The organism is Stenotrophomonas sp. CFBP8980, assembly GCF_034046095.1.
Classification (GTDB): domain Bacteria; phylum Pseudomonadota; class Gammaproteobacteria; order Xanthomonadales; family Xanthomonadaceae; genus Stenotrophomonas; species Stenotrophomonas lacuserhaii.
Genome location: NZ_JAXCXF010000008.1, coordinates 38442 through 62139, shown reverse-complemented (window position 1 = coordinate 62139; position 23698 = coordinate 38442). Strand labels below are relative to the sequence as shown.

Sequence of the window (23698 nt, the reverse complement as noted above, 5' to 3'; positions counted from 1 at the left end):
CGTCAAGCGACCTGCGATTCGCCCGGCGAGAGGGTCAGCACGTCCACGCCGGTCTCGGTGACCGCGATCATGTGCTCCCACTGCGCCGACAACTTGCGATCCTTGGTGACCACGGTCCAGCCGTCCGGCAGCACCTTGTTGTAGCGGGTGCCCTCGTTGATCATCGGTTCGATGGTGAAGGTCATGCCCGGCTGCAGCACCAGGCCCTGCCCCGGGCGGCCGTAATGCACCACCTGCGGTTCATCGTGGTAGACCTTGCCGATGCCATGGCCGCAGTACTCGCGCACCACGCTGAAGCGCTCGCTTTCGGCGTAGCTCTGGATGGCATGGCCGATATCGCCCAGGGTGGCGCCCGGCTTGACCGCACGGATGCCGCGCCACATCGCTTCATAGGTCGCATCGACCAGGCGCTTGGCCATCACCGACGGCGTGCCCACGTAATACATGCGGCTGGTGTCTCCGTGCCAGCCGTCCTTGATCACGGTGACGTCGATGTTGACGATGTCGCCGTCCTTGAGCACCTTGGCCTCGCTGGGGATGCCATGGCAGATCACGTTGTTGACCGACGTGCATACGCTCTTGGGGAAGCCGCGGTAACCGACGTTGGCGGGGATCGTCTTCTGCACGTTGACGATGTGGTCGTGGCAGATGCGGTCCAGCTCTTCGGTGGTGACACCGGGCTTGACGAAGGGCGTGACGATGTCCAGCACTTCGCTGGCCAGTCGCCCGGCCTCGCGCATCAGCTCGATTTCCTGGGGGGTTTTCAGATTTACGCTCATGTCCGCCATTATCGCCGATCCGGGCCCGATGCTGAACGGGTTCGTTTCATCCGCGACAGCGCGGGTTGAGGGTCGGGCGAGGACCTGACAACGAAAAATGTGACGGCGGTCGGCCACCCCTCACCCTCTGACCACGGTTTTGCCTTTATAAACGTCGTGTAACAACGCGTTCGACTGCATCGTTTCGGTTCAGGACCCTGAAGGGTCCAAGGAGATCCCGCCCATGCGCTCTACACGTAGTTCCCGCCGTCTGGCCCTGTGCGGCCTGACGCTCTGCCTGGCCACCGCGGCCGCCCCTGCCTTCGCGCAGGACAGCGTGACCTTCAACGTCCGCATCGCCATCACCACATCCTGCACGATCGCCGCCGCGGCGCCGACCGACATCGATTTCGGCACGGTTGCGTCCACTGCCACCGCCCCTGTACTGGCTCAGGGCACCATCACCGCCCAGTGCTCGGCACTGACCCCCTACTCCATCGCGCTGAACGCGGGCAGCAATGCCGCGACCGCCGGTGACGTGACCACGCGCCGGATGCGGCATACCGATGCGGCGGTGACCACCAACAACTTCGTCGGCTACCAGCTCTACCAGGACGCCGGACGCACCAACGTGTGGGGTGCGACCACTGCCACCAACACCGTGGCAGCGGTGGGCAACGGTGCCCCGCAGCCCTACAACGTCTACGGCCGGGTGCTCAACCCGAGCGTGAACAACGCAGCAGCCGGTTCCTATCTGGATACGGTCACCGCCACGATCACCTACTGAAGAAGGTGACCGTGATGACCCAGACCAAGCGCCGATGGGCCTCCATCGGCCTGCAGGCCCTGTGCGCGCTGATGTTTCCCTTCGCAGCCATCTCCGCCAGCCTCCAGGTAGCGCCGACCCGCTTGGAGCTGCGCCCCGCGCAGACCAGCGAGGCCCTTTGGCTGACCAACACCGGTACCGCGCCGATGAAGGTGCAGATCCGGGTGTTTGGCTGGCAGCAGGCCGGTGGCGAGGACCAGCTGGTGGAAACCCGGGACATCCAGCCCAGCCCACCGGTGCATGATCTCGCCGCGGGTCAGCAGCAGCTGGTACGGCTGGTGCGCATGGCCCCCAACGCGGGCGCCGCCCAGCAGGCTTACCGCGTGGTGGTGGATGAACTGCCACGGCTGGACCCGGATGCGCGCGGCATGCAGTTCGTGTTGCGCTACTCGGTGCCCTTGTTCCTGCAGCCGGCCAATGCCGATGCCCTGAAGCCGCGGCTGGCCGCCCGCGCGCTGCCGATGCCCGACGGCGTTCCGGGGCTTGAGGTGCGCAACGAAGGCGATGGCTATGCGCAGCTGGCCGACGTGGCCATCGGCGACCCGCAGCGCCCGCGTATCCTGCGCCCCGGGCTGGTCGGCTACGTGCTGCCCGGCCAGGTGATGCACTGGAATCTGGACACCGCTTCGTTGCCCGAGGCAGCCACGTTCTCGGCGAAGATCAATGGCGAACCGGCACAGACCGCGCTGCCCGCGACGCCACCGGCTCGCTGAGGCGGCCGTGCGCATCCTGCTCGGGCTCGCGCCGATCAGCGCCCAGGCGGCGGACGTGGTCGCCGCCGGCGCGATGCCCGATGCGATGCTGCCACCGCCGACCCCGCTTACCGCCAGCCAGTCGCTGTACCTGGAAGTCACCCTGAACCAGGCGTCGCGTGGCCTGCTGCCCTTCATCGACCAGCGCGGCCGCCTGCAGGCCTTGCCCCAGGTGTTGCGCCAGCTGGGCTTCCCTGCCCGGGGCGAGGTGCCGGTCTATCTGGACCAGCTGGTCGGCGTGCAGGTGCGCTACGACGCGCGCATGCAGACCCTGGCCATCGATGCCCCGCTGGACCAGTTGGACCTGCCCACCGCCACCATCGGCGCCCGGGCCAACGACCTCCCCCACGCCAGCGCCTCGCCCGGCGTGCTGCTCAACTACGATCTGTACGCCACCCATGTCCAAAACCAGTCCAGCCTGGCGCTCACCTCGGAACTGCGGGTGTTCGGCGTGGGTCGCGGCACGCTGTCCAACCTCTCGCTGCAGCGCCGCTTCCAGGATGGCGATGGGCGCCGCTGGCGCAGTGAAAGCGTGCGGCTGGATACGCGCTGGACGCTGGATTTCCCCGAACAGGCGGTCAGCCTGGACGTCGGCGACTTCTACAGCGGCTTCCTGGACTGGAGCCGACCGGTGCGGATGGGCGGCATCCAGATAGGACGCAACTACGGCCTGCAGCCCTATCGGGTGCTGTCGCCCACGCCGAGCTTCCTCGGCCAGGCGGTGGTGCCTTCCAACGTGGAGCTGTACGTGGACGGGTTGCGCCAGTACAGCGGCGAGGTGCCGGTGGGGCCGTTCCAACTGGCCACCCAGCCCGGCATCAGCGGCATGGGTACCGCACAGGTGGTCATCACCGATGCATTCGGCCGCAGCCGCACGGTCGATTTCGATTTCTACGGCACCCAGCAGCTGTTGGCACGCGGGTTGACCGACTGGTCGGTGGGCGTGGGGCAGCTGCGCGAAGACTACGGTGTGCGCTCGTTCGCCTACGATGACCGGACCCTGGCCAGCGCCACCTGGCGCCACGGCGTCACTGACCGGTTCACTGCCGAAGCGCACGCCGAAGCCGGAGGCGGCCTGCGCCAGGCCGGCATCGGGGGCGGTTGGCTGGCGGGCCGCGCGGGCGTGCTGACCGCCGCCTATGCACGCAGCCAGTACGGGGACCTGCGGGGTGGCCAGTATTCGGTCGGCTACAACTGGAACAACCGCCGGTTCAACGTGAACCTGCTGAGCCGACGCAGCCACGGCGACTACCGCGACCTGGGCGCCCTGCAGGACAGCCTGCCGCCGGACATCACCGAACAGGCCACCTTCGGGGTCAGCCTGGAGCGGTTCGGCGCGGTCAGTGCCAGTTACCTGCGGCTGCGCCAGCCGGATGGCCAGGATGACCGCTATGCCAGCCTGTTCTGGTCGCGCACCTTCGCCCAGCGCTGGTCGGCGTATGTATCGGCCAACCAGAACCTGGGCGACAGCAGCGACCGCAGCCTCTACGTCTCCCTTGCCGCCACTCTGGGCAACAACCGCCAGGCCAGCGTGGGCGCGCAGCGCAACGGCAGCGAACCGCTGTACAGCGTGGACGTGTCACAGCCGGTACCCGGCGACGGCGGCGGCAATGGCATGGGCTGGCGCGTGCAGGCCCGGCAGGGCGACCGTGGCACCGGTGGGCTGGCCGAGGCCGGCTGGCTGACCCCTACAGGGCGCTACTCCGTGGGCGCGGTGCACGAGGGCGACAGCACCTATGGCTATGCCAACGCAGGCGGGGCGCTGGTCTGGATGGGCGGCCACGTGTTTGCCGCGCGCGAAGTCAATGACGCGTTCGCGGTGGTGTCCACCGGCGGCATCGCCGGGGTGCCGGTACGCCTGGAAAACCGCGAAATCGGCGTCACCGACCGCAACGGCCTGCTGCTGGTCAGCCCGCTGTTGTCCTGGCAGCGCAACCGGCTGTCGATCGACACCATGGGGCTGCCGGCGGACATCGCCGCCGAGCGGGTCGACGATTGGGTCACGCCCCGCCAGGGTGCCGGATTGGGGGTCAGCTTCGGCCTGCGTCGCAGCCGTGCCGTGCAGTTCGTTGCGCAGGACAGCGCCGGCGCCGCCTTGCCGGTCGGCAGCGTGGTCCGCTTCGGACAGCAGGGTGAGGCGCTGGTCGGCTATGACGGTGCGGTGTACCTGCAGGACCTGCCGGCCGATGGCCGCTTGCAGGTGACCACGCCGGAAGGCCCGTGCCAACTGCGGGTCAGCCTGCCGGTGGTGACCGCCACCGGCGCGATCCCGCGCCTGGGTCCGGTGATCTGCGTGCCGCTGGCCGCACCGGGGTCACCTTGACCCGCGCGGCGTGGCTCGGCGTGCTGGTGATGCTGGTGCTGCTGGCCTGGCCTGGCAGTGCACGCGCGAACACCACCTGCACCGCCACCGCGTCGGCGGTGGCCTTTGGCAACATCAGCAACATGGCCGCTTCGGCCACGCCAGCCAACATGGGCGTGACCATCACCTGCACCACCGGCGGATTGACCCTGCTGGCCAATGTGCGGGTGCGCCTGTGCGTGGGCATCGGCAGCGGCAGCGCCTCCACCGCGGTGCTACCGACCCGGCAGATGACCAACGCCAACGCAGACACCTTGGCGTTCCAGCTGTACACCGATGCCGCCCGCCAAGTGCCGTGGGGGCTGCTGCAGGGTGGCTCGCCGCCCGCACAGGACCTGCAGTTGAGCTACGCCGCGCCGTTGCTGGGCGGCAGCGGCAGCGTCACCACCACGGTCTACGGGCAGGTGCCGGCCAACCAGACACTGGCCACCGGCAGCTACAGCAGCGCCTTCAACACCGGCAACGTGACCCTGACCTACGCCTACAACGAGGTATTGCTCGGGACCCCGACCATGCCGGGCAGCTGCACCGACGCGACCGCCACCAATCGCAAGAGTGCCAGCAACGCGTTCCCCTTCAGCGCCACCGCCACCGTGCTGCCGCAATGCGGCAGCTACCTGGTAACCGACATGGACTTCGGCACGGCCGCAGGCAGGATCGCCACGCCCATCAACCAGACCGCCCAGCTGACCCTGACCTGCGTGCGCCGTACCGCCTTCAACGTTTCGCTGGACAACGGGCTGCATGCCGCCGGCAGCACCCGACGGATGCGCCATGCGACCACCACCACCGCGTTCATTCCCTATGAGCTGTACCGCGACAGCGCGCGGCTGCAGCGCTGGGGCAACACGGTGGGCACCGACGTGGTGGCCGGCACCGGGACCGGCGTGGCCCAGCAGGTCACCATCTACGGGCGCGCCCCCGCCACTACCGGCGCACTGCCGGTGGCCGGCAACTACGCCGACCGGATCACCGTGACCATCACCTACTGACCGCCACGCCGGGCTCCCCGTTAAAGCCGGCGGGCAGGCAGCCGATAAGGGCTGAAGTGCAGCGCAGGGGACGACGGGATGGCAACGCGACGGGGGTACAGGGCACCGGCCATGGCGGCCTGCCTGCTGCTGGCCGGCGGCGCGCACGCCGCCACTGAAAGCCAACCGCTGCGCCTGCGGCTGGTGATCGTGGAAAGCTGCCAGGACGGTCCGCTACCTGCAGGCGCTTCGGAAGCTGCCGCACGCTGCGGCGCTCCGCACCAGCGCAGCGAGCCGACGCGCCTGCCCGAACAGCTGCGCCAGCTGGCCCCGGACACCGACGCCACGGAAGGCAGCAGCGCACCCTTGATGGTGTTCTGATGCCTCCGGCAGGCCCACTGCAACGACGACGCACGCTGGCCCTGCTGTTGGCCGGTTGTGCAGGCGCCAGCCAGGCACTGGAGCTGCGTCCGACCACGCTGCAGCTGCAGCCCGGACAGACCCAGGCCGAACTGTGGCTGGTCAACGACGAGCCACAGCCTTGGCAGGGCCGCATCCTCGTCCATCAGTGGGACCAATCCAGCGGCCGTGACCGGTTGCAGCCCACCACCGCGATCGTGGCCAGCCCGGCCATGCCGCACCTGCCTGCGGGCGCGCGCCAGCGGGTCCGGCTGGTGCTGCCGGTGGCCCTGGACGCGCCGGGCGAACAGGCGTTCCGGGTGCTGGTCGAGCCCTCCGACCGCCATCTGCCGCGGTACTCGTTGCCGCTGTTCATTTCGCCGCAGCACCCCGTGGCCAGCTCGCTGTCGGCGCAGCTGGGCATGCGCGGCGCCACTCCCTGCCTGCGGCTGCACAACCCCGGCAGCCACCGGGCGCGCCTGCAGGACCTGGGCTACGTTGCCCCCGGCGGCGCGCGGCAACCCCTGCAGTCCGGCCTGTCCGGCTATGTACTGCCCGGCGCCACGGTATGCTGGGTGCTGCCTGAGCGTGCCGATGGCTACGCGGGTGGCCGTTTCCAGGCCCGCCGCGACGGCACTGCGGCAGAAGATCTTGGGCCGATTGCAGCCGGCGCCAGCGCCGGTCTATAATCCCCGGATTGCCTGCCGCATCCTGCGCGGGCAATCGTCCACACCGGACGTCACCGGTGAATCCACACCCATCGTCCCGATCCGTGCCGGGGTGCCCCGCAAGGGGTTCGGCCACGGAGACGATGGGGAAGCCCAACCCCGGAACCATCAATGCGCGCCCGCGCAGTCCCGCACACTTTCCGCGGGCGTCCCGCAAGGGACAACGGAGCACGCCGGTTCCCTGCCAGGAGTTTTGCAATGCCCCAGATCACCATGCGCCAGATGCTCGAAGCCGGCGTCCACTTCGGTCACCAGACCCGTTACTGGAACCCGAAGATGGCTCCGTACATCTTCGGTGCCCGTGGCAAGATCCACATCATCAACCTGGAAAAGACCGTCCCGCTGTTCAACGATGCGATGAACTTCATCTCCTCGGTTGCCCAGAAGCGCGGCACCATCCTGTTCCTGGGCACCAAGCGCAGCGCGCGCGAGTCGATCCGCGAAGAAGCCGAGCGTTGCGGCATGCCGTTCATGAACCAGCGTTGGCTGGGCGGCACCCTGACCAACTTCCGTACCGTCAAGCAGTCGGTTGCCCGCCTGAAGGAACTGGAAGCCGGCGAGAACGACGGCAGCTTCGAGAAGCTGGTCAAGCACGAAGTGCTGGGCCTGCGTCGCGAGCGCGACAAGCTGGAAGCTTCGCTGGGCGGCATCAAGGACATGAACCGCCTGCCGGACGCGATCTTCGTCATCGACATCGGCCACGAAGACATCGCCATCAAGGAAGCCAAGAAGCTCGGCATCCCGGTGATCGCCGTGGTCGACACCAACTACAACCCGGAACTGGTGGACTACGCCATCCCGGGCAACGACGATGCCATCCGTGCCGTGCAGCTGTACGCCCGCGCTGCCGCTGACTCCGTGCTGGAAGGCAAGGCCGCTGCGCCGCACGCCGCCACCGTGCGCGAAGAAGAGTTCGCCGAAGCCGCTGAAGGCGAAGAGGCCAAGCCGGCCCGTCGCGCTCCGGCCAAGAAGGCTGCGCCGAAGAAGTCCGACGACGCACAGGCCTGATCCAGGCCCCGGGTGGATGCACTGCGTCCACCCGCCCTGCCGGCCGCTTCGGCGGCTGACAGCACCCTGTCATACGGGCCGGCCAGCATGCCGGCCCAACCCCTTTCTTTTGTGAGGTAATCCCATGGAAATCACTGCTTCCCTGGTCAAGGAACTGCGCGAGCGCACCGGCGCCGGCATGATGGAATGCAAGAAGGCGCTCGTTGAGAACAACGGCGACATCGAGGCATCCATCGAAGCGCTGCGCAAGTCCGGCCTGGCCAAGGCTGACAAGAAGTCCGATCGCGTTGCCGCCGAAGGCGTCATCGTGGCCGCCCAGGAAGCCGGCAAGGCCGTGCTGGTCGAGATCAACTCCGAAACCGACTTCGTCGCCAAGGATGAGAACTTCACCAACTTCGCCAAGTCGGTCGTCGACGTTGCGCTGTCCTCCGGCGCTGCCGACATCGATTCGCTGAAGGCCGCCAAGCTGGCTTCGGGCGACACCGTCGACGAGACCCGCGCTGCGGTCATCGCCAAGGTCGGCGAGAAGGTCGACGTGCGTCGCATCGTGCGCCTGGAAAGCAGCAACAACGTGGCCGCCTACGTCCACGGCGGCCGCATCGGCGTGCTGGTGGAACTGGCCGGTGGCGATGCCGAGCTGGCCCGTGGCCTGGCCATGCACGTGGCGGCGATGAATCCCCCGCACAACAAGGCGTCCGACGTTCCGGCCGACTTCGTTGCCAAGGAGAAGGAAATCGAGCTGGCCAAGATGACCGACAAGGACAAGGCCAAGCCGGCCGACATCCTGGAGAAGATCATCAGCGGCAAGATCGCCAAGATCGTCAACGAAGTCACCCTGTACGGCCAGCCGTACGTGCTGAACACCGACCAGACCGTCGAGCAGGTGCTGAAGGCTGCCGGCGCCGACGTGGTGGGCTTCAAGCGCCTGGCCGTGGGCGAAGGCATCGAGAAGGTGGTGGAAGACTACGCCGCCGAAGTGATGAAGCAGGCCGGCCTGGCTTGATTGCCGGATTGACCTGATTCACGAAGAAGCCGCGCTCTGCGCGGCTTTTTTGTGCGTGCGGCGCAAGGCCCCCGGGCCAGCGCCGCACTGCCTTTGCGTTATGTGGCGTTCGGACCGATACTTCTTTCGGGGGAGTTCGCTTAGTGCAAGGGCCACCATGCAGATCTGTGACGGAACCCTCATCCCGCACCCTTGAACGAACGACTCGATATGCCTCCCGAGCTGACAGCCGTCCTGGCGCTCTGCCGCAATCTCCCGTCGCCTCCCGGCATCGCGCTGCGCATCATCGAACTGGCCCAGGATCCCGAAGCGGACCTCAGCACCGCCGCCGATATCATCGCCATCGACATGGCGCTCAGCGCGCGCATGCTGCGCATCGCCAATTCCCCGCTGTATGCCAGCCGCCGCCGGATCGACAACCTGGGCCAGGCGCTGACCATGCTCGGGCTCAATGCCACCCTCAGCCTGGCCCTGGGCTTCACCATTACCCAGGGCGTGGCAGGCACGGCGGGCAGCCCCGAACAGGACCTGCGCGAACGCGCCTGGCGCCGCAGCATCCTCAGCGCGCTGGCCGCCAGCCAGCTGGGGCAGGCGCGCGGCCTGCGCCGGCTGGAAGAATTGATGCTGGCCGGCCTGCTGCAGGACATCGGCGTGCTTGCCCTGGCCCAGTCACACCCCGATACCTACCTGCCTCTGCTGCGCGACGCCCACAGCAACGCGGCACTGCTGGACGCCGAACGGGCGCAGCTGCAGTGCACCCACGCCGAGGTCGGCGCCTACATGGCCGCGCAGTGGGACCTGCCCCGCTACCTCACCGAAGCGATCGCGCGGAGTGAAGACAGCGCCCCGTCCCAGGACACCTTCCAGGCCTGTGTCCAGCTGTCCGGCACGGTGGCCGACATCTGGCTGGACAGCGACCCCGACGCCGCACGCGAGCGCGCGCTGGAGCAGGTGCATGCCCGCCTGCAGCTGGACAGCGCGCAGTTCGACCAGGTGTTGGCGCAGATCAGCCAAGCCCTGCCGACCATCGCCAGCCTGTTCGACACCGCGCCGACCACCCCGGCGCGCGTGCAGTTGCTGATCGACCACGCACAGGAGCTGGCCACGCTGCGCAACCTGCGCCAGATGCAGGACGCCGAGCAGGCCCGCCGCCGCGCCGACGAGTTCGAAGCGCGTGCCAACCGGCTGACCGAACAGGCCCACCGCGATGCCCTGACCGGCGTACTCAACCGCCGCCAGCTGGAAGCGGTGCTCGAACAGGAATTCCTGCGCGCTACGCAGCATGGCTGGCCGCTTTCGGTGGCCTTCATCGACCTGGACGACTTCAAGAAGATCAACGATGCGCACGGTCACCTGACCGGCGATGAAGTGCTGCGCGAGTTCGCCGGCACGCTGCAGGGACAGCTGCGCACCAGCGACACGGTGGCGCGTTTTGGCGGCGAAGAGTTCGTCGCGCTGCTGCCCAACACAACGGAATCGGTCGCCCTGGATGTGATCCGCCGCGTGCTGGCGCGCATCGTGTCCACCCCGATGGCAATGCTGGAAGGCGGGCCGCTGTTCATCACCTTCTCCGCCGGCGTGGCGACCCAGGGAGGCTATGAACGCTTCGCCGACGTGCAGGACCTGCTGCGTGCCGCCGATGATGTGCTGTACCGCTCCAAGAACCTTGGCCGCAACCGGGTGATCGCGCGTTCCCCGGGCGATGGAGCGGCCCTGGCCCCACCGGCCGAAGCCCCGTCCGCCGCCTGAACCAGAGCCCGTGCGCGAAATAACTACAGCCGCGCCGCGCTTGCCAGTAGAATCTGCCGGGAATTCACGCACCCTGAGGTCCCCCATGTCCAAGCTCGCCTATCGCCGCATCCTGTTGAAACTTTCCGGGGAGGCGCTGATGGGGGACGAGGACTACGGCATCGATCCCAAGATCATCAACCGCCTGGCGCGTGAAGTGGTCGAAGCCCAGCAGGCTGGCGCGGAAGTAGCGCTGGTGATCGGTGGCGGCAACATCTTCCGCGGCGCCGGGCTGGCCGCAGGCGGCATGGACCGCGTCACCGGCGACCAGATGGGCATGCTTGCCACGGTGATCAATGCGCTGGCCATGCAGGACGCACTGGAAAAAGTCGGTGCCAAGGCCCGCGTGATGAGTGCCATCAAAATAAACGACGTGTGCGAGGACTACATCCGCCGCCGCGCCATCCGCCACCTGGAAAAGGGCCGCCTGGTGATCTTCGCCGCCGGCGTCGGCAGTCCGTTCTTCACCACCGATTCGGGCGCCGCCCTGCGCGCCATCGAAATCGGCGCCGACCTGCTGCTGAAGGCCACCAAGGTCGATGGCGTTTACGACAAGGATCCGAACAAGCACAGCGATGCGGTGCGCTTCGACAGCCTGACCTACGACGAAGTGATCATCCGCGGCCTGGAAGTGATGGATACCGCGGCCTTCGCCCTGGCGCGCGACAGCGACCTGCCGATGCGCGTGTTCGACATGGGCCAGCCGGGTGAACTGCTGAAGATCCTGCACGGCGAGAACATCGGCACCCTGGTCAGCGGCCGCAATCCCGCCGCCTGAGCGCCGGATGCATGGCCGGGGCCCTGCGGTCCCGGCTGGGCGCCTATTCGCCTATAATCGCCCGATTCCAGTAATACCCAGGACCGGGCGATGCTCAACGACATCAAGCAGAACGCGCAGACGCGCATGGCCAAGAGCATCGACGCTCTGCGCCACACCCTGACCACCATCCGCACCGGCCGCGCCTCGCCGGCGCTGCTGGACGGCATTTCCGTGCTGGCCTATGGCTCGCAGTCGCCGCTGGCCAACGTGGCCACCATCAGCGTTTCCGAAGGCCGTTCGCTGGTGATCTCGGTGTTCGACAAGTCGCTGGTCGCAGCGGTCGAGAAGTCGATCTACGCCTCCGACCTGGGCCTGACCCCGACCGTGGTCGGCACTGTCATCCGCCTGAACCTGCCGCCGCTCACCGAAGAGCGCCGCAAGGAACTGGCCAAGACCGTGGGCAAGGAAGGCGAGGAAACCAAGGTCGCCATCCGCAACATCCGCCGTGATGCCAACCAGGAAGTGGCCAAGCTGCTCAAGGACAAGGAAATCACCGAGGACGACAAGAAGCGCGCCGAGGACGATATCCAGAAGCTGACCGACAACAGCATCAAGGACGTGGACAAGGTCGTGGCTGAAAAAGAAAAGGAACTGATGGCGGTCTGAAGTCGATGCCTTCAGCCCCGCCCCCGCTGCCCAGCGCGCTGCCGCGCCACGTTGCCATCATCATGGATGGCAACGGGCGTTGGGCGCAGCAGCGCCGCCGCCCGCGCATGATCGGCCACCGCGCCGGCGCACGCGCGGTCAACCGCACCATCGACCGCTGCCTGGAACTGGCCATCCCGGCGCTGACCCTGTTCGCGTTCTCCAGCGAAAACTGGGGCCGCCCGGATGACGAGGTGCAGGCGCTGATGAAGCTGTTCCTGCACGCGCTGGATCGCGAAGTGGACGAGCTGCACCGGCGTGGCGTGCGCGTACGCTTCATCGGCGAACGTGAGCGCTTCGGTGCCTCGCTGGTCAGCCGCATGCAACTGGCCGAACAGCGGACCGTGGACAATACCGGGATGACCCTGTCCATCGCCGCCAGTTACGGCGGCCGCCAGGACATCGCGCGCGCCGCGCGTACGCTGGCCCAGGAAGTGGCCGCCGGCCGCCTGTTGCCCGAACAGATCGATGAAGATCTGCTCGGCAGCCACGTGGCGCTGGCCGACATGCCCGCCCCGGACCTGTTCATCCGCACCGGTGGCGACACCCGCATCAGCAACTTCCTGCTGTGGCAGCTGGCCTACACCGAACTCTGGTTCACCGATGTACTGTGGCCGGACTTCGACACCGACCAGCTGCAGCGCGCACTGGACACCTACGCCGGGCGGGAGCGCCGTTTCGGCCTGACCAGTGCCCAGATCGCTGCCCTGGCCACCGAGACGTCCAGCCCATGACCAAGACCCGAGTCCTCGCCGCGCTGATCATGGCGCCGGCGGCCATCGCCGCGATCCTGCTGCTGCCCAGCCAATGGCTGGCTGCCGCCGCCGCTGCGGTGTTCCTGATCGGCCTGTGGGAATGGCTGAAGCTGGCGGGCGTGGAAGACACGCTGGCCCGCACCACCCTGCTGCTGCTCAACCTGGTGCTGATGGTGCTGGTGGTCTGGGACCGCGACGCTTCGCTGTTCCTGTTCCGCGTGGCTGCGCTGGTCGGCGTCGGCTGGTGGCTGCTTGCCCTGCTGTGGCTGCGCTTCTTCAACTTCGGTGCACAGCCGGACAGCCCCGCGCGCGCGCTCAAGCTGCTTGCCGGCACCCTGGCGATCCTGCCGGCGTGGGCCTCGCTGGTGCTGCTGCACGCCACCAGCGACCAGGGCCACCTGTGGCTGCTGACCGCGCTGGCCGTGGTCTGGGCCGCCGATTCGGGCGCCTATTTCGCCGGCCGCACCTTCGGCCGCCACAAGCTGGCCCCGCGCATCAGCCCCAACAAGACCTGGGAAGGCCTGTTCGGTGGGCTGATTGCCGGCCTGCTGGTGGCTACCGCGTTCGGCCTTGGTTTCGGCGTGGATGCCTGGCAGCTGGTCACCCCTGCACAGTTGCCCTGGCTGCTGCTGGTGACGGTGGTGGCGGTGTTCGCCTCGGTGCTCGGCGACCTGTTCGAGAGCCTGCTCAAGCGCCATGCCGGCGCCAAGGATTCGGGCCACATCATTCCCGGCCATGGCGGCGTGCTGGACCGTATCGACGGCGTACTGGCCGCGTTGCCGGTGTTTGCCATCGGCAAGGAAATCTTCGGACTCTGACCATGCATGCTGCCCCTGCCCTCCGCCGTGTCGCCGTGTTCGGCGCCACCGGCTCGATCGGCGCATCGGCGCTGGATGTGATCGCGCGCCACCCGGCCCGCTTCCAGCCAACCGTGCTGGCTGCCGGGACCCAGGTCGATGCGCTCATCGCGCTGTGCCTCGTCCACCGTCCGTTGCACGCGGTGATCGCCGACCAGGCGCTGTACCCGCGCCTGCGTGATGGCCTGCGCGAGGCCGGGCTGCCAACCACCGCCCACGCCGGCAGCGCTGCACTGGACACACTGGCCGCCGGCGATGACTGCGATACGGTGATCGCCGCGATCGTCGGTGCTGCCGGGTTGTCCTCCACGCTCGCCGCCGCGGCGGCAGGCAAGCGCCTCCTGCTGGCCAACAAGGAATCGCTGGTGCTGGCCGGTGAACTGCTGATGCGCACCGCGCAGCAGGCGGGGGCGGAAATCATCCCGATCGACAGCGAACACAGCGCCATTTTCCAGTGCCTGCGCTCTCGCGACGCTACTCTGGAAGGCGCCGGCGTACGCCGCATCCTGCTGACCGCTTCCGGCGGCCCGTTCCGTGGCCGCAGCCGCGCCGAACTGGAGCGGGTCACCCCGGCGCAGGCCGTGGCCCATCCGAAATGGTCGATGGGCCCGAAGATCTCGGTGGACTCAGCCACCCTGATGAACAAGGGGCTGGAAGTCATCGAAGCCCACCACCTGTTCAACGTGCCGGCATCGCGGATCGAGGTGCTGGTGCATCCGCAGAGCCTGGTCCATTCGCTCGTCGAGTTCGTCGACGGCTCTACTCTGGCGCAGATGGGCCTGCCGGACATGCGCACCACCCTGGCCGTGGGCCTGGGCTGGCCGCAGCGCCTCGACGCCGGGGTCGCCGGCCTGGACCTGCTGCGCCAGGGCCGGCTGGATTTCGAAGCTCCCGACACCGACGCCTTCCCCTGCCTGGCGCTGGCCTGGCAGGCGATGCAGGCCGGGGGCACTGCCGCGGCGGTGCTCAACGCGGCCAACGAAGAGGCCGTTTCAGCATTTCTTCAGGGAAGGATAGGCTTCCTGACCATTCCCGCGCTTGTGGATAACGCTCTGTCAACACTGCCGGTCGAGCCTGCCGATACACTGGGCGGCCTGCTTGCCGCCGACCAGCGTGCCCGCCTGCTCACCCGGACTGCCATCGAAGCCCTCTGAATGCCCTGCCCTGCCACCACCACCGTGAGCTGCCATGACTGAGTTCCTCGGATCGGTATGGTGGATGATCGTCAGCCTGGGCCTGCTCGTGACCATCCACGAGTTCGGGCACTACTGGGTGGCGCGCCGGTGCGGGATCAAGGTGCTGCGCTTCTCGGTGGGCTTCGGCAAGCCACTGTGGTCGCGCCGCGACCGCCATGGCACCGAATTCGCCATCGCCGCCATTCCGCTTGGCGGCTACGTGAAGATGCTGGATGAGCGCGAGGTGGAGGTGCATCCCCACGAACGCGGCCAGGCCTTCAACCACAAGACCGTCTGGCAGCGTATCGCCGTGGTGGCGGCCGGTCCGTTCGCCAACCTGCTGCTGTGCATGCTGCTGCTGTGGGCGATGTTCGTGATCGGCAAGCAGGATTATTCAGCCACCGTCGGCCGCGCCACGGGCATGGCCCAGGCCGCCGGCCTGCAGGGCGGCGAGCGCATCCTGTCGGTGGATGGCCGCAGCGTGGCCACCGTGGGCGAGGCCAGCATGGCGCTCACCGCGGCGGCGATGGACCGCCACGACGTCACCCTGCAGGTGGTCGACGCCCAGGAACGCCAGCACCAGCGCGTGCTGCCGCTGTCCCAGCTGCCGGCTGGCTTCGATGAACGCCGGGTCGCCCCGCTGGCCGGCGTCAACTGGCAGTTCTGGCTGCAGCCGGCGCTGGTGGACCGGCTGGTGGACGACTCCGCCGTACGCGGCGTACTGCAACCCGGCGACCTGATCGTGGCGGTGGACGGCGAGCGTATCGATGCGGCAGACCAGGTCTACCCGGCCGTGCAGGCACTGGGCAAGCGCGGCGGGCCAGGCATGATCGACGTGCTGCGCGGCGGTGAGCGGCTGGCGCTGGAAGTCACCCCCCGGCAGGGCCTGGATGGCAACCAGCAGCCCGTCTGGCAGCTCGGCATCGGTTTTTCCGAGTCCCACGCCCCGGCCTACGACACCGTGCTGAAGTACGGCGCTTTCGCCGCCGTGCCCGTCGCCATCCGCGAAACCGGGCGCATGGCGGCCGATTCGCTGGGCATGATGCGCCGGATCGTCACCGGCAGCGCTTCGCTGCAGAACGTTTCCGGGCCGGTCACCATCGCCCGGGTGGCCAATGTTTCCGCGCAGCGGGGCCTGGATTGGTTCCTCCAGTTCCTGGCCCTGCTGTCGCTGAGCCTGTGCATCATCAACCTGTTGCCCATCCCTGTCTTGGACGGCGGGCACCTGCTGTATTACCTTATCGAGTTGGTCAAGGGCAGCCCGCTCAGTGAGCGCGCCATGGCCGCCGGGCAGTTTGTTGGCCTGGCGCTGCTGGCAGGGCTGATGGGACTGGCGTTCTACAACGACATCCTTGGCCTGGTCACCCGATGAACCTGGGCTCCTTGATGAACTTTTTCCTGCTGTCGCCGTCTACACGTCGGCATCCCGCATCCCGCAACACGCAATCGACCTCAACCGGACGTGACATGACGCGACTCCCGAACCGCCGCCTGCTGGCCCTCGCCCTCGCTGTTGGCATCGGCGCCCCCGCACTGGCCCAGGCTGCCGCCCCCTTCACGGTCAGCGACATCCGCGTTGACGGCCTGCAGCGCATCAGCTCCGGTACCGTTTTCACCTATCTTCCGGTGGAACGCGGCCAGGCACTGACCGACGCCAAGATCAGTGAAACGATCCGCGCCCTGTACAAGACCGGCTTCTTCGAAGACGTGCAGCTGGACCGGCAGGGCGACATCCTGGTGGTCACGGTCAAGGAACGTCCGGCCATCAACAAGCTGACCGTCACCGGCAACAAGGACATCAAGTCCGACCAGCTGCTGAAGGGCCTGAGCGATATCGGCCTGACCGAAGGCGGCACCTTCGATCGCCTGAGCCTGGACCGGGTGACCCAGGAGCTTCGCCGCCAGTACAACGACCGTGGCAAGTACAACGTGGAAATCACCCCGGTGGTGAGCCCGCTGGACCGCAACCGGGTGGACATCGCGATCACCATCAAGGAAGGCAAGGCGGCCAAGATCCGCCACGTCAACCTGATCGGCACCGAGAAGTTCGAAGCCGAAGACATCCTGGATACCTGGGAGTCTAAGGAGCACAACTGGGCCTCGTGGTATCGCCGCGACGACCAGTACTCCAAGGAAAAGATGTCCGGCGACCTGGAAAAGCTCAATTCCTGGTACCTGGACCGCGGCTACGTGGACTTCAGCATCGACTCCACCCAGGTCTCGATCAGCCCCGACAAGCGCGACATGTTCATCAGCGCCGGCGTCACCGAAGGCGAGCAGTACAAGATTTCCGAGATCAAGGTCAGCGGCGATACCGTGTTGCCGCAGGAAGATGTCGAGCGCATGGTCATCCAGAAGCCCGGCGATACGTTCTCGCGCGCGCTGCTGGAGTTCAGCAGCAACAGCATCACCAACTCGCTGTCCAACATCGGTTATGCGTTCGCCAAGGTGAACCCTATCCCGACCAGCAACCGTGCCGACCGCACCGTGGCGATCAACATGCAGGTCGTCCCCGGCCCGCGCGTTTCGGTCCGCCAGATCGTGTTCCGCGGCAATACCCGCACGTCCGACGAAGTGCTGCGCCGTGAAATGCGCCAGTTCGAGAACAGCTGGTACTCGCAGGCCGCCATCGACCGTTCCAAGATCCGCCTGCAGCGCCTGGGTTACTTCGAGGCGGTGGAAGTGGAAACCCCGGCGGTCACCGGCAGCAACGACCAGGTCGACGTTGTGTACAACGTCAAGGAAACCACTTCGGGCAGCTTCGTGTTCGGCCTGGGTTATTCGCAGTCCTACGGCATGACCACCTCGGTGCAGCTGTCGCAGAACAACTTCCTCGGCGGCGGCAACCGCGTGTCGGTGGAAGCATCGCGCAGCAGCTACCTGCAGCGTTACGGCTTCAGCTACACCAACCCGTACTTCACCGATGACGGTGTGTCGCTGGGCTACAACCTGTCCTGGCGCGAACTGGACTACTCCGACTTCAACACCGCGCAGTACAACAGCACCAACGGTGCCGCGCAGATGGTGTTCGGCGTGCCGATCACCGAGACCGATACGGTTTCGCTGATGTTTGGTATTGACAGCAACCAGATCACGACGTACGACGGCTCGACGCCGAAGTCGATCATCGACTACATCAATGCGGTTGGCCGCAAGACCTTCCATGCATGGCGTTCGGAACTGGGCTGGGCACGCGATTCGCGCAACGACTACTTCATGCCGACGCGTGGTACGTATCAGCGCGTAGGCCTGGAAGCCACCCTGCCGGGCTCTACCGTTGAGTACTACAAGCTGAATTACCAGATCAGCAAGTACTGGCCGATCATTCCTTCGCTGGTGATCAACACCCGCGCAGAGGTCGGCTATGGCGACAGCTATGGCAACGACAGCACGGTCGTTTTGCCCGACGGGCGTACTGTTACTGCCTCCGGCTTGCCGTTCTATGAGAACTTCTATGCTGGCGGTACCAACTCGGTGCGCGGGTTCGAAGACAACACCCTCGGTCCGCGTTCGGAAATCACCAACGGTTACCGCAACGGCCAGCCGCTCGGCGGCTCGCTGAAGACGGTCGGTTCGGTGGAAGCCTACTTCCCGCGCCTGTTCGACAGCCCCTCGGCGCGCGTGTCGGCGTTCCTGGACTTCGGCAACGTCTACACTGGGGTGGACAACTTCAAGGCAAACGAACTGCGTGTCTCCACTGGTGTAGCTCTGTTGTGGCGTGCCCCGGTGGGTCCGATCTCGATCAGCTACGCCTTCCCGCTGAAGAAGGAAGACGGCGACGAAGTCGAACGCCTGCAGTTCACCTTCGGCGGCCAGTTCTAACAGCTGCTGCAGGTATTACATGATCGCCGGGCATTGCCCGGCGATCTTGTTTTCCGGCAGCGGCCGCCCGCCACCGCGCTTCGCGCTTGGGGCGGGGACCTGAGCCGAGGGATGGGTCTACGGCGTGTCCTGCCCAGCCCGGACCCTCCCGGCCCCCGTTGCAGGGAGGTGCTGCACCGCCAATCCACCGAAGCCAGACAATGACCCCCGTCACGTCACGCGGTAAACTCCCCGCGTGAACACTCCTACCTACACCGCCCAGCAACTCGCCGAGCAGTTCGGCCTGCAGGTCCATGGCGATGCCTCCACCTCCATTGGTGGCGTGGCGACGCTGGCCCATGCCGGACCGGGCCAGCTCACCTTCCTGGCCAACCCGCGCTACCGCGCGCAGCTGGCCGACAGCCAGGCCGGCATCGTGGTGCTGCGCGCCGACGACGCCGAGGCCGCCCCCGGCACCGCGCTGGTCGCCAAGGATCCCTACAACACCTTCGCCCGCATCGCCGCCCTGTTCGACGTGGCGCCCACGCGTCCGCCGGGCATCCACCCCAGCGCGGTCATCGACCCCAGCGCGCAGGTGGCCGCCAGCGCCCACATCGGCCCCTTCGTCACCATCGGCGAGCGCAGCGTGGTCGGCGAGAACTGCATCATCGGCGCTGGCAGCGTGATCGGCGAAGACTGCACGCTGGACAACGGCTGCGAACTGATCGCCCGGGTCACCCTGGTCACCCGGGTGAAGCTGGGCAAGCGCGTGCGGATCCATCCCGGCGCAGTGCTCGGCGCCGATGGCTTCGGCCTGGCGATGGACGCCGGCAAGTGGATCAAGGTACCGCAGCTGGGCGGCGTGCTTATCGGCGATGACTGCGAGATCGGCGCCAATACCTGCGTGGACCGTGGCGCGCTTGAAGACACCGTGCTGGCCGAAGACGTGCGCTTGGACAACCTGGTGCAGGTCGCCCACAACGTACAGATCGGCGCCCATTCGGCGATCGCCGGCTGCACCGGCATCGCCGGCAGTGCGAAGATCGGCCGTTACTGCCTGCTGGGCGGCGCCGTCGGCGTAGTCGGCCACCTGGAAATCTGCGACAAGGTCGTGATCACCGGCAAGTCCGTGGTGCGCAATTCCATTACCGAGCCAGGCGAATACTCGTCCGGCACCCCGTTGACCGACAATCGCACGTGGCGCAAGAACGCCGCGCGCTTCAAACAGCTCGATGCGCTGGCCCGTCGCATCCTGTCTGTGAGCAAGGAGAAGGAATGAGCCAGGAACAGACCCTGCCGGACATCGCCCAGATCCGGGCATTGATCCCGCACCGCTACCCCTTCCTGCTGGTAGATAAAGTCGTGTCGCTCGACTTCGAGAACCGCAGGATCGTCGCGCGCAAGAACGTCAGCATCAACGAGCCGTTTTTCCAGGGGCATTTCCCGGAACAGCCGATCATGCCCGGCGTGCTGATCATCGAAGCCATGGCCCAGGCCGGTGGCGTGCTGACCCAGCTCACGCTGGGCCGCGATGCACAGTCCAAGCTGTTCTACATGGTGAAGGTCGACAACGTCCGCTTCAGTGACAAGGTGGTCCCCGGCGATGTGCTGGAGATGCACGTGGAGATCAAGCGCGTGATCCGCAACATGGCGGTGTACGACTGCAAGGCCTTCGTCGACGGCAAGATCGTCGCGTGCGCCGAAGTCATGTGTGCCGGCACCCGCGAATAACCCAACAGGAGGACCACCGATGAGCGGACACGCTCCGTTGATCCACCCCACGGCGGCAATCGATCCGTCGGCGAAGCTCGCCGACGGGGTCCGCGTGGGCGCCTTCACCCTGATCGGTGCCGATGTTGAAATCGGCGAGAACACCGAGATCGGACCGCATTGCAGCGTGCACGGTCCCACCCGGATCGGGCGCGACAACCGTTTCATCGGCCATGTGGCGGTGGGCGGCGAGCCGCAGGACAAGAAGTACGCCGGCGAACGCACCGAACTGGTGATCGGCGACCGCAACGTATTCCGTGAGTTCGTCACGCTCAACCGCGGAACCGGCGGCGGCGGCGGCATCACCACCGTGGGCAATGACAACTGGATGCTGGCCTATACGCACGTGGCGCATGACTGCCACGTGGGCAACCACTGCGTGTTTTCCAACAACACCACGTTGGCTGGCCATGTGACCGTGGGCGACCACGTGATCATCAGCGGCTTCGCCGGTGCGCACCAGTTCTGCCGCATCGGCGCGCATGCGTTCCTTGGCATGGGCGCGTTGACCAATGGCGACGTGCCGCCGTTCACCATGGTGGGCAGTGATTCGCTCGGCCGCCCCCGTGGCATCAACAGCGAAGGCCTGAAGCGCCGCGGTTTCGACGCCGAGCGCATCGCCAGCATCAAGCGCGCTTACCGCACCCTGTACGTGGCCGGCCTGCCCCTGGCCGAAGCCAAGGTTCAGCTGGCCGAACAGGCCCGCAGCAGCGAAGACGTGGCCGAGCTGCTGGCGTTCATCGAGCAGGCCGAGCGGCCGCTGCTGCGATGAGTCCTGCGCCGCTGCCGCCGACCGCTGCTGTCATCCCGCTCCGCGTGCACAACGCCAGCTTGCCGGCGCACGTGGATCCGCGGCCGCTGCGCGTTGCACTGGTGGCCGGCGAAGCCTCCGGCGACCTGCTGGGTGCAGGGTTGGTGAGCGAACTCAAGGCGCGTTTCCCGAACGCCGAGTTCGCCGGCATCGGCGGCGACGGCATGCGCGGCGCGGGCTGCCAGACCTGGTTCGATGCCAGCGAACTGGCAGTGATGGGCCTGACCGAAGTGCTGCGGCACCTGCCACGCCTGCTGAAGCTGCGCGCGCAGTTCCGCCAGCGCGCGCTGGAGTGGCAGCCGGACGTGTTCATCGGCATCGACGCACCCGATTTCAACCTGCCCGTGGAGCGCTGGTTGAAGCAGCGTGGCATCCGCACGGTGCACTACGTCAGCCCCTCGGTCTGGGCCTGGCGTGAGAAGCGTGCCGAGAAAATAGGCGCCAGCGCCGACCTGGTGCTGTGCCTGTTTCCGATGGAACCGCCGATCTATGCCCGGCACGGCATCGATGCGCGTTTCGTCGGCCACCCGATGGCCGATGACATTCCCCTGCACGTGGACCGCGAGCAGGCGCGCGCGGCACTGGGCCTGCCGTCCAATGCCAAGGTGCTGGCCGTGCTGCCCGGCAGCCGGCTGGGTGAAATCAGCCGGCTCGGTGAACCGTTCTTCGAGGCGGCCTGGCAGGTATTCGAGCGCATCCCCGGTCTGCACGTGGTGGTACCGGCGGCAAACGCGGCCTGCCGTGCGCTGATCGATGAACAATTGTCGCGCTCGGCGTTGCCGGTGGTGCATTCGCATGTGCTGGATGGCCAGGCACGCACGGCGATGATCGCCGCCGACGTGGTGGTGCTCGCCTCCGGTACCGCCACCCTGGAAGCGATGCTGGTGAAGCGGCCGATGGTGGTGGGCTACCGGGTCAATGAGCTGACCTACCGTCTCGTCAAGGCGCTGGGCCTGCTCAAGGTGGACCGCTATGCGCTGCCCAACATCCTGGCCAACAAGGATCTTGCGCCGGAACTGATGCAGCACGACTGCGTGCCGGAAAAGCTGGCCGCGGCGATCCAGCAGTGGTTCGACCATCCGCAGAAGATCATCGACCTGCAAGCGACCTACGAGCAGCTGCACGGGGCGTTGCGCCGCGATGCGTCGGCGCGCGCGGCCGACGCGGTAGCCGAACTGGTCCAGCGCGGAGCGGTGGCCCCGTGAGCCGTCGCGTCGCTGCCGCTGCCACGCTGGCGCTGTTCGGCGCGGCCGGACCGGCCCCCGTGGTAGTGCGGCGTATCGCCGGTGTCGACGAAGCCGGCCGCGGTCCGTTGGCCGGTCCGGTCGCGGTCGCCGCCGTGGTGTTTGATCCGGCACGGCCACGCATCAATGGGCTGGACGATTCCAAACAGCTGACTGCCGCCCGTCGCGAGCAGTTGTACGACCGCATCGTCGACCGCGCACTGGCCTTCCATGTGGTGCTGGTGGATGCGCCCACCGTGGACCGGCTGAACATCTACCAGGCCACGCTGCAGGGCATGCGCGATGTAGTGGCTGCTGTCGCCCACGTGGCCGAACTGGCCCGCATCGATGGCAACGTGGTGCCCAAGGGCCTGGCGCTGCCGGGCGAGGCGCTGATCGGCGGCGATGCCATCGACCGCGCGATCATGGCCGCCTCGATCCTGGCCAAGGTCAGCCGCGACCGGTACATGCAGCAGGTACATGCGCAGTACCCGCATTTCGGCTTCGACCAGCACAAAGGGTATGGCACGCCGGCGCACCTGTCGGCGTTGCGCGCGCACGGCCCGTGCGTGGAGCATCGGCGCAGTTTCGCCCCCGTGCGGGAGTGCCTGGCGGTGCCGGTTGCCGCTCCGGTGGAGATGGCGCTGGCGCTGTGAGTGGGTCGTCGAACGGGTGAGACCCCCTCGCGGGTGGCTGTTTGAAGCCACAGCGTTGAGTGGGTCGGGCGGGGAGGCTATGCGGGGCACGCGCAAGTACGTCCATGTAGCTCTTCGCGGCTCCTGCCGCTCAAGGCCCCGCACACCCTCCCCGCCCGCCCCTCTGACAGGTTCCGGGGGCCGCCAGCCGCGTAATGAAAAAAAAGAACAAAGGTAGGGGTCAGAGTCCTTTCGCTGCGCGAAAGGACTCTGACCCCATGTTTCTCCCACCCGTCCAACCCCTGCTCTGTCCATGGCCGCCATGGACCTGTCGAAGGCGGGGCGGGGTGGGTTGGCGGGGGCGTTGAGCGCCATGGATGGCGCGAAACGAGGCCCGCAGGATGCGGTAGTTGCCGTCCCCCGCCAACCCGCCCCGCCCCGCCAACAAGCAGCCCCGCAGCTCTGGCTCCGGCTCTCGCCCTGGCTTCTAAGCCCACGCGCAGCGTGACAACTACACCCCCACGTCAAGACCTTGTCCGTACAGGCCCTCGCCGCTACCCTGAGCACGCACTCCTGCGCACCTGCGACCCCGGCGGCCGTTCCTACGCCTG

Annotated in this window: 22 protein-coding genes; 21 read left to right on the top strand and 1 reads right to left on the bottom strand. The window is 67.2% G+C overall.

Annotation, left to right across the window (positions count from 1 at the left end; translation table 11 throughout):
* Positions 1-2 precede the first annotated feature (2 nt).
* Complete coding sequence (gene map, locus SOM47_RS15225; RefSeq protein ID WP_042613845.1) at positions 3-779, bottom strand: type I methionyl aminopeptidase; 777 nt, start codon at positions 777-779, stop codon at positions 3-5.
* A 223-nt stretch (positions 780-1002) separates the two neighbouring features.
* On the opposite strand from map, the gene SOM47_RS15220 reads away from it, so the two are divergent.
* The 21 genes from SOM47_RS15220 to rnhB all read left to right on the top strand — a co-directional run bounded on the left by SOM47_RS15220 (position 1003) and on the right by rnhB (position 23108).
* Entirely contained in the window at positions 1003-1545 is a 543-nt protein-coding gene (locus tag SOM47_RS15220; protein WP_042613844.1) for a Csu type fimbrial protein, read from the top strand.
* Positions 1546-1559: 14 nt separating this feature from the next.
* Positions 1560-2297 carry a fimbrial biogenesis chaperone gene (locus tag SOM47_RS15215; RefSeq protein ID WP_320506061.1) on the top strand — a complete coding sequence of 246 codons (738 nt, stop codon included), beginning with the start codon at positions 1560-1562 and terminating at the stop codon, positions 2295-2297.
* Between the two features lie 7 nt (positions 2298-2304).
* Positions 2305-4659 carry a fimbria/pilus outer membrane usher protein gene (locus SOM47_RS15210; RefSeq protein ID WP_320506060.1) on the top strand — a complete coding sequence of 785 codons (2355 nt, stop codon included), beginning with the start codon at positions 2305-2307 and terminating at the stop codon, positions 4657-4659.
* Positions 4656-5690, top strand: coding sequence for a Csu type fimbrial protein (locus tag SOM47_RS15205; RefSeq protein WP_320506059.1), 1035 nt, complete (start codon positions 4656-4658; stop codon positions 5688-5690). Before SOM47_RS15210 ends, SOM47_RS15205 begins: the two co-directional genes overlap by 4 nt.
* Before the next feature lie 111 nt (positions 5691-5801).
* Positions 5802-6050, top strand: coding sequence for a hypothetical protein (locus SOM47_RS15200; RefSeq protein WP_052811958.1), 249 nt, complete (start codon positions 5802-5804; stop codon positions 6048-6050).
* Positions 6050-6757, top strand: a complete 708-nt coding sequence (locus SOM47_RS15195; protein WP_320506058.1) for a fimbrial biogenesis chaperone — start codon at positions 6050-6052, stop codon at positions 6755-6757. The genes SOM47_RS15200 and SOM47_RS15195 overlap by 1 nt, the downstream gene beginning before the upstream one ends.
* A gap of 237 nt (positions 6758-6994) precedes the next feature.
* Positions 6995-7804: a 30S ribosomal protein S2 gene (rpsB, locus tag SOM47_RS15190; RefSeq protein WP_042613841.1), complete on the top strand. Its 810-nt coding sequence runs from the start codon at positions 6995-6997 to the stop codon at positions 7802-7804.
* A gap of 124 nt (positions 7805-7928) precedes the next feature.
* Entirely contained in the window at positions 7929-8807 is an 879-nt protein-coding gene (tsf, locus tag SOM47_RS15185; RefSeq protein ID WP_042613840.1) for a translation elongation factor Ts, read from the top strand.
* A gap of 210 nt (positions 8808-9017) precedes the next feature.
* Positions 9018-10556, top strand: coding sequence for an HDOD domain-containing protein (locus tag SOM47_RS15180; RefSeq protein WP_320506057.1), 1539 nt, complete (start codon positions 9018-9020; stop codon positions 10554-10556).
* Between the two features lie 85 nt (positions 10557-10641).
* Positions 10642-11373 carry a UMP kinase gene (gene pyrH, locus SOM47_RS15175; RefSeq protein ID WP_057507858.1) on the top strand — a complete coding sequence of 244 codons (732 nt, stop codon included), beginning with the start codon at positions 10642-10644 and terminating at the stop codon, positions 11371-11373.
* Between the two features lie 90 nt (positions 11374-11463).
* Entirely contained in the window at positions 11464-12021 is a 558-nt protein-coding gene (gene frr, locus SOM47_RS15170) for a ribosome recycling factor (RefSeq protein WP_042613837.1), read from the top strand.
* Between the two features lie 5 nt (positions 12022-12026).
* Positions 12027-12794, top strand: coding sequence for a polyprenyl diphosphate synthase (gene uppS, locus SOM47_RS15165; protein ID WP_320506056.1), 768 nt, complete (start codon positions 12027-12029; stop codon positions 12792-12794).
* Complete coding sequence (locus tag SOM47_RS15160) at positions 12791-13633, top strand: phosphatidate cytidylyltransferase (RefSeq protein ID WP_042613835.1); 843 nt, start codon at positions 12791-12793, stop codon at positions 13631-13633. The genes uppS and SOM47_RS15160 overlap by 4 nt, the downstream gene beginning before the upstream one ends.
* A gap of 2 nt (positions 13634-13635) precedes the next feature.
* On the top strand, positions 13636-14826 hold the full coding sequence (gene dxr / locus SOM47_RS15155; RefSeq protein ID WP_320506055.1) for a 1-deoxy-D-xylulose-5-phosphate reductoisomerase: 1191 nt from the start codon (positions 13636-13638) through the stop codon (positions 14824-14826).
* A gap of 34 nt (positions 14827-14860) precedes the next feature.
* Positions 14861-16219: an RIP metalloprotease RseP gene (gene rseP, locus SOM47_RS15150; protein WP_320506054.1), complete on the top strand. Its 1359-nt coding sequence runs from the start codon at positions 14861-14863 to the stop codon at positions 16217-16219.
* 95 nt (positions 16220-16314) lie between these two features.
* Positions 16315-18669: an outer membrane protein assembly factor BamA gene (gene bamA / locus SOM47_RS15145; RefSeq protein WP_320506053.1), complete on the top strand. Its 2355-nt coding sequence runs from the start codon at positions 16315-16317 to the stop codon at positions 18667-18669.
* A 235-nt stretch (positions 18670-18904) separates the two neighbouring features.
* Positions 18905-19927: a UDP-3-O-(3-hydroxymyristoyl)glucosamine N-acyltransferase gene (gene lpxD, locus SOM47_RS15140; protein WP_320506052.1), complete on the top strand. Its 1023-nt coding sequence runs from the start codon at positions 18905-18907 to the stop codon at positions 19925-19927.
* Positions 19924-20379 (top strand): 3-hydroxyacyl-ACP dehydratase FabZ, encoded by a 456-nt coding sequence (fabZ, locus tag SOM47_RS15135; RefSeq protein ID WP_057507850.1) that lies wholly within the window; start codon positions 19924-19926, stop codon positions 20377-20379. Before lpxD ends, fabZ begins: the two co-directional genes overlap by 4 nt.
* Positions 20380-20398: 19 nt before the next feature.
* Positions 20399-21190, top strand: coding sequence for an acyl-ACP--UDP-N-acetylglucosamine O-acyltransferase (gene lpxA, locus SOM47_RS15130; RefSeq protein WP_042613829.1), 792 nt, complete (start codon positions 20399-20401; stop codon positions 21188-21190).
* On the top strand, positions 21187-22434 hold the full coding sequence (lpxB, locus tag SOM47_RS15125; protein WP_042613828.1) for a lipid-A-disaccharide synthase: 1248 nt from the start codon (positions 21187-21189) through the stop codon (positions 22432-22434). Before lpxA ends, lpxB begins: the two co-directional genes overlap by 4 nt.
* Entirely contained in the window at positions 22431-23108 is a 678-nt protein-coding gene (rnhB, locus tag SOM47_RS15120) for a ribonuclease HII (protein ID WP_320506051.1), read from the top strand. The genes lpxB and rnhB overlap by 4 nt, the downstream gene beginning before the upstream one ends.
* The last annotated feature ends 590 nt before the right edge of the window (positions 23109-23698 follow it).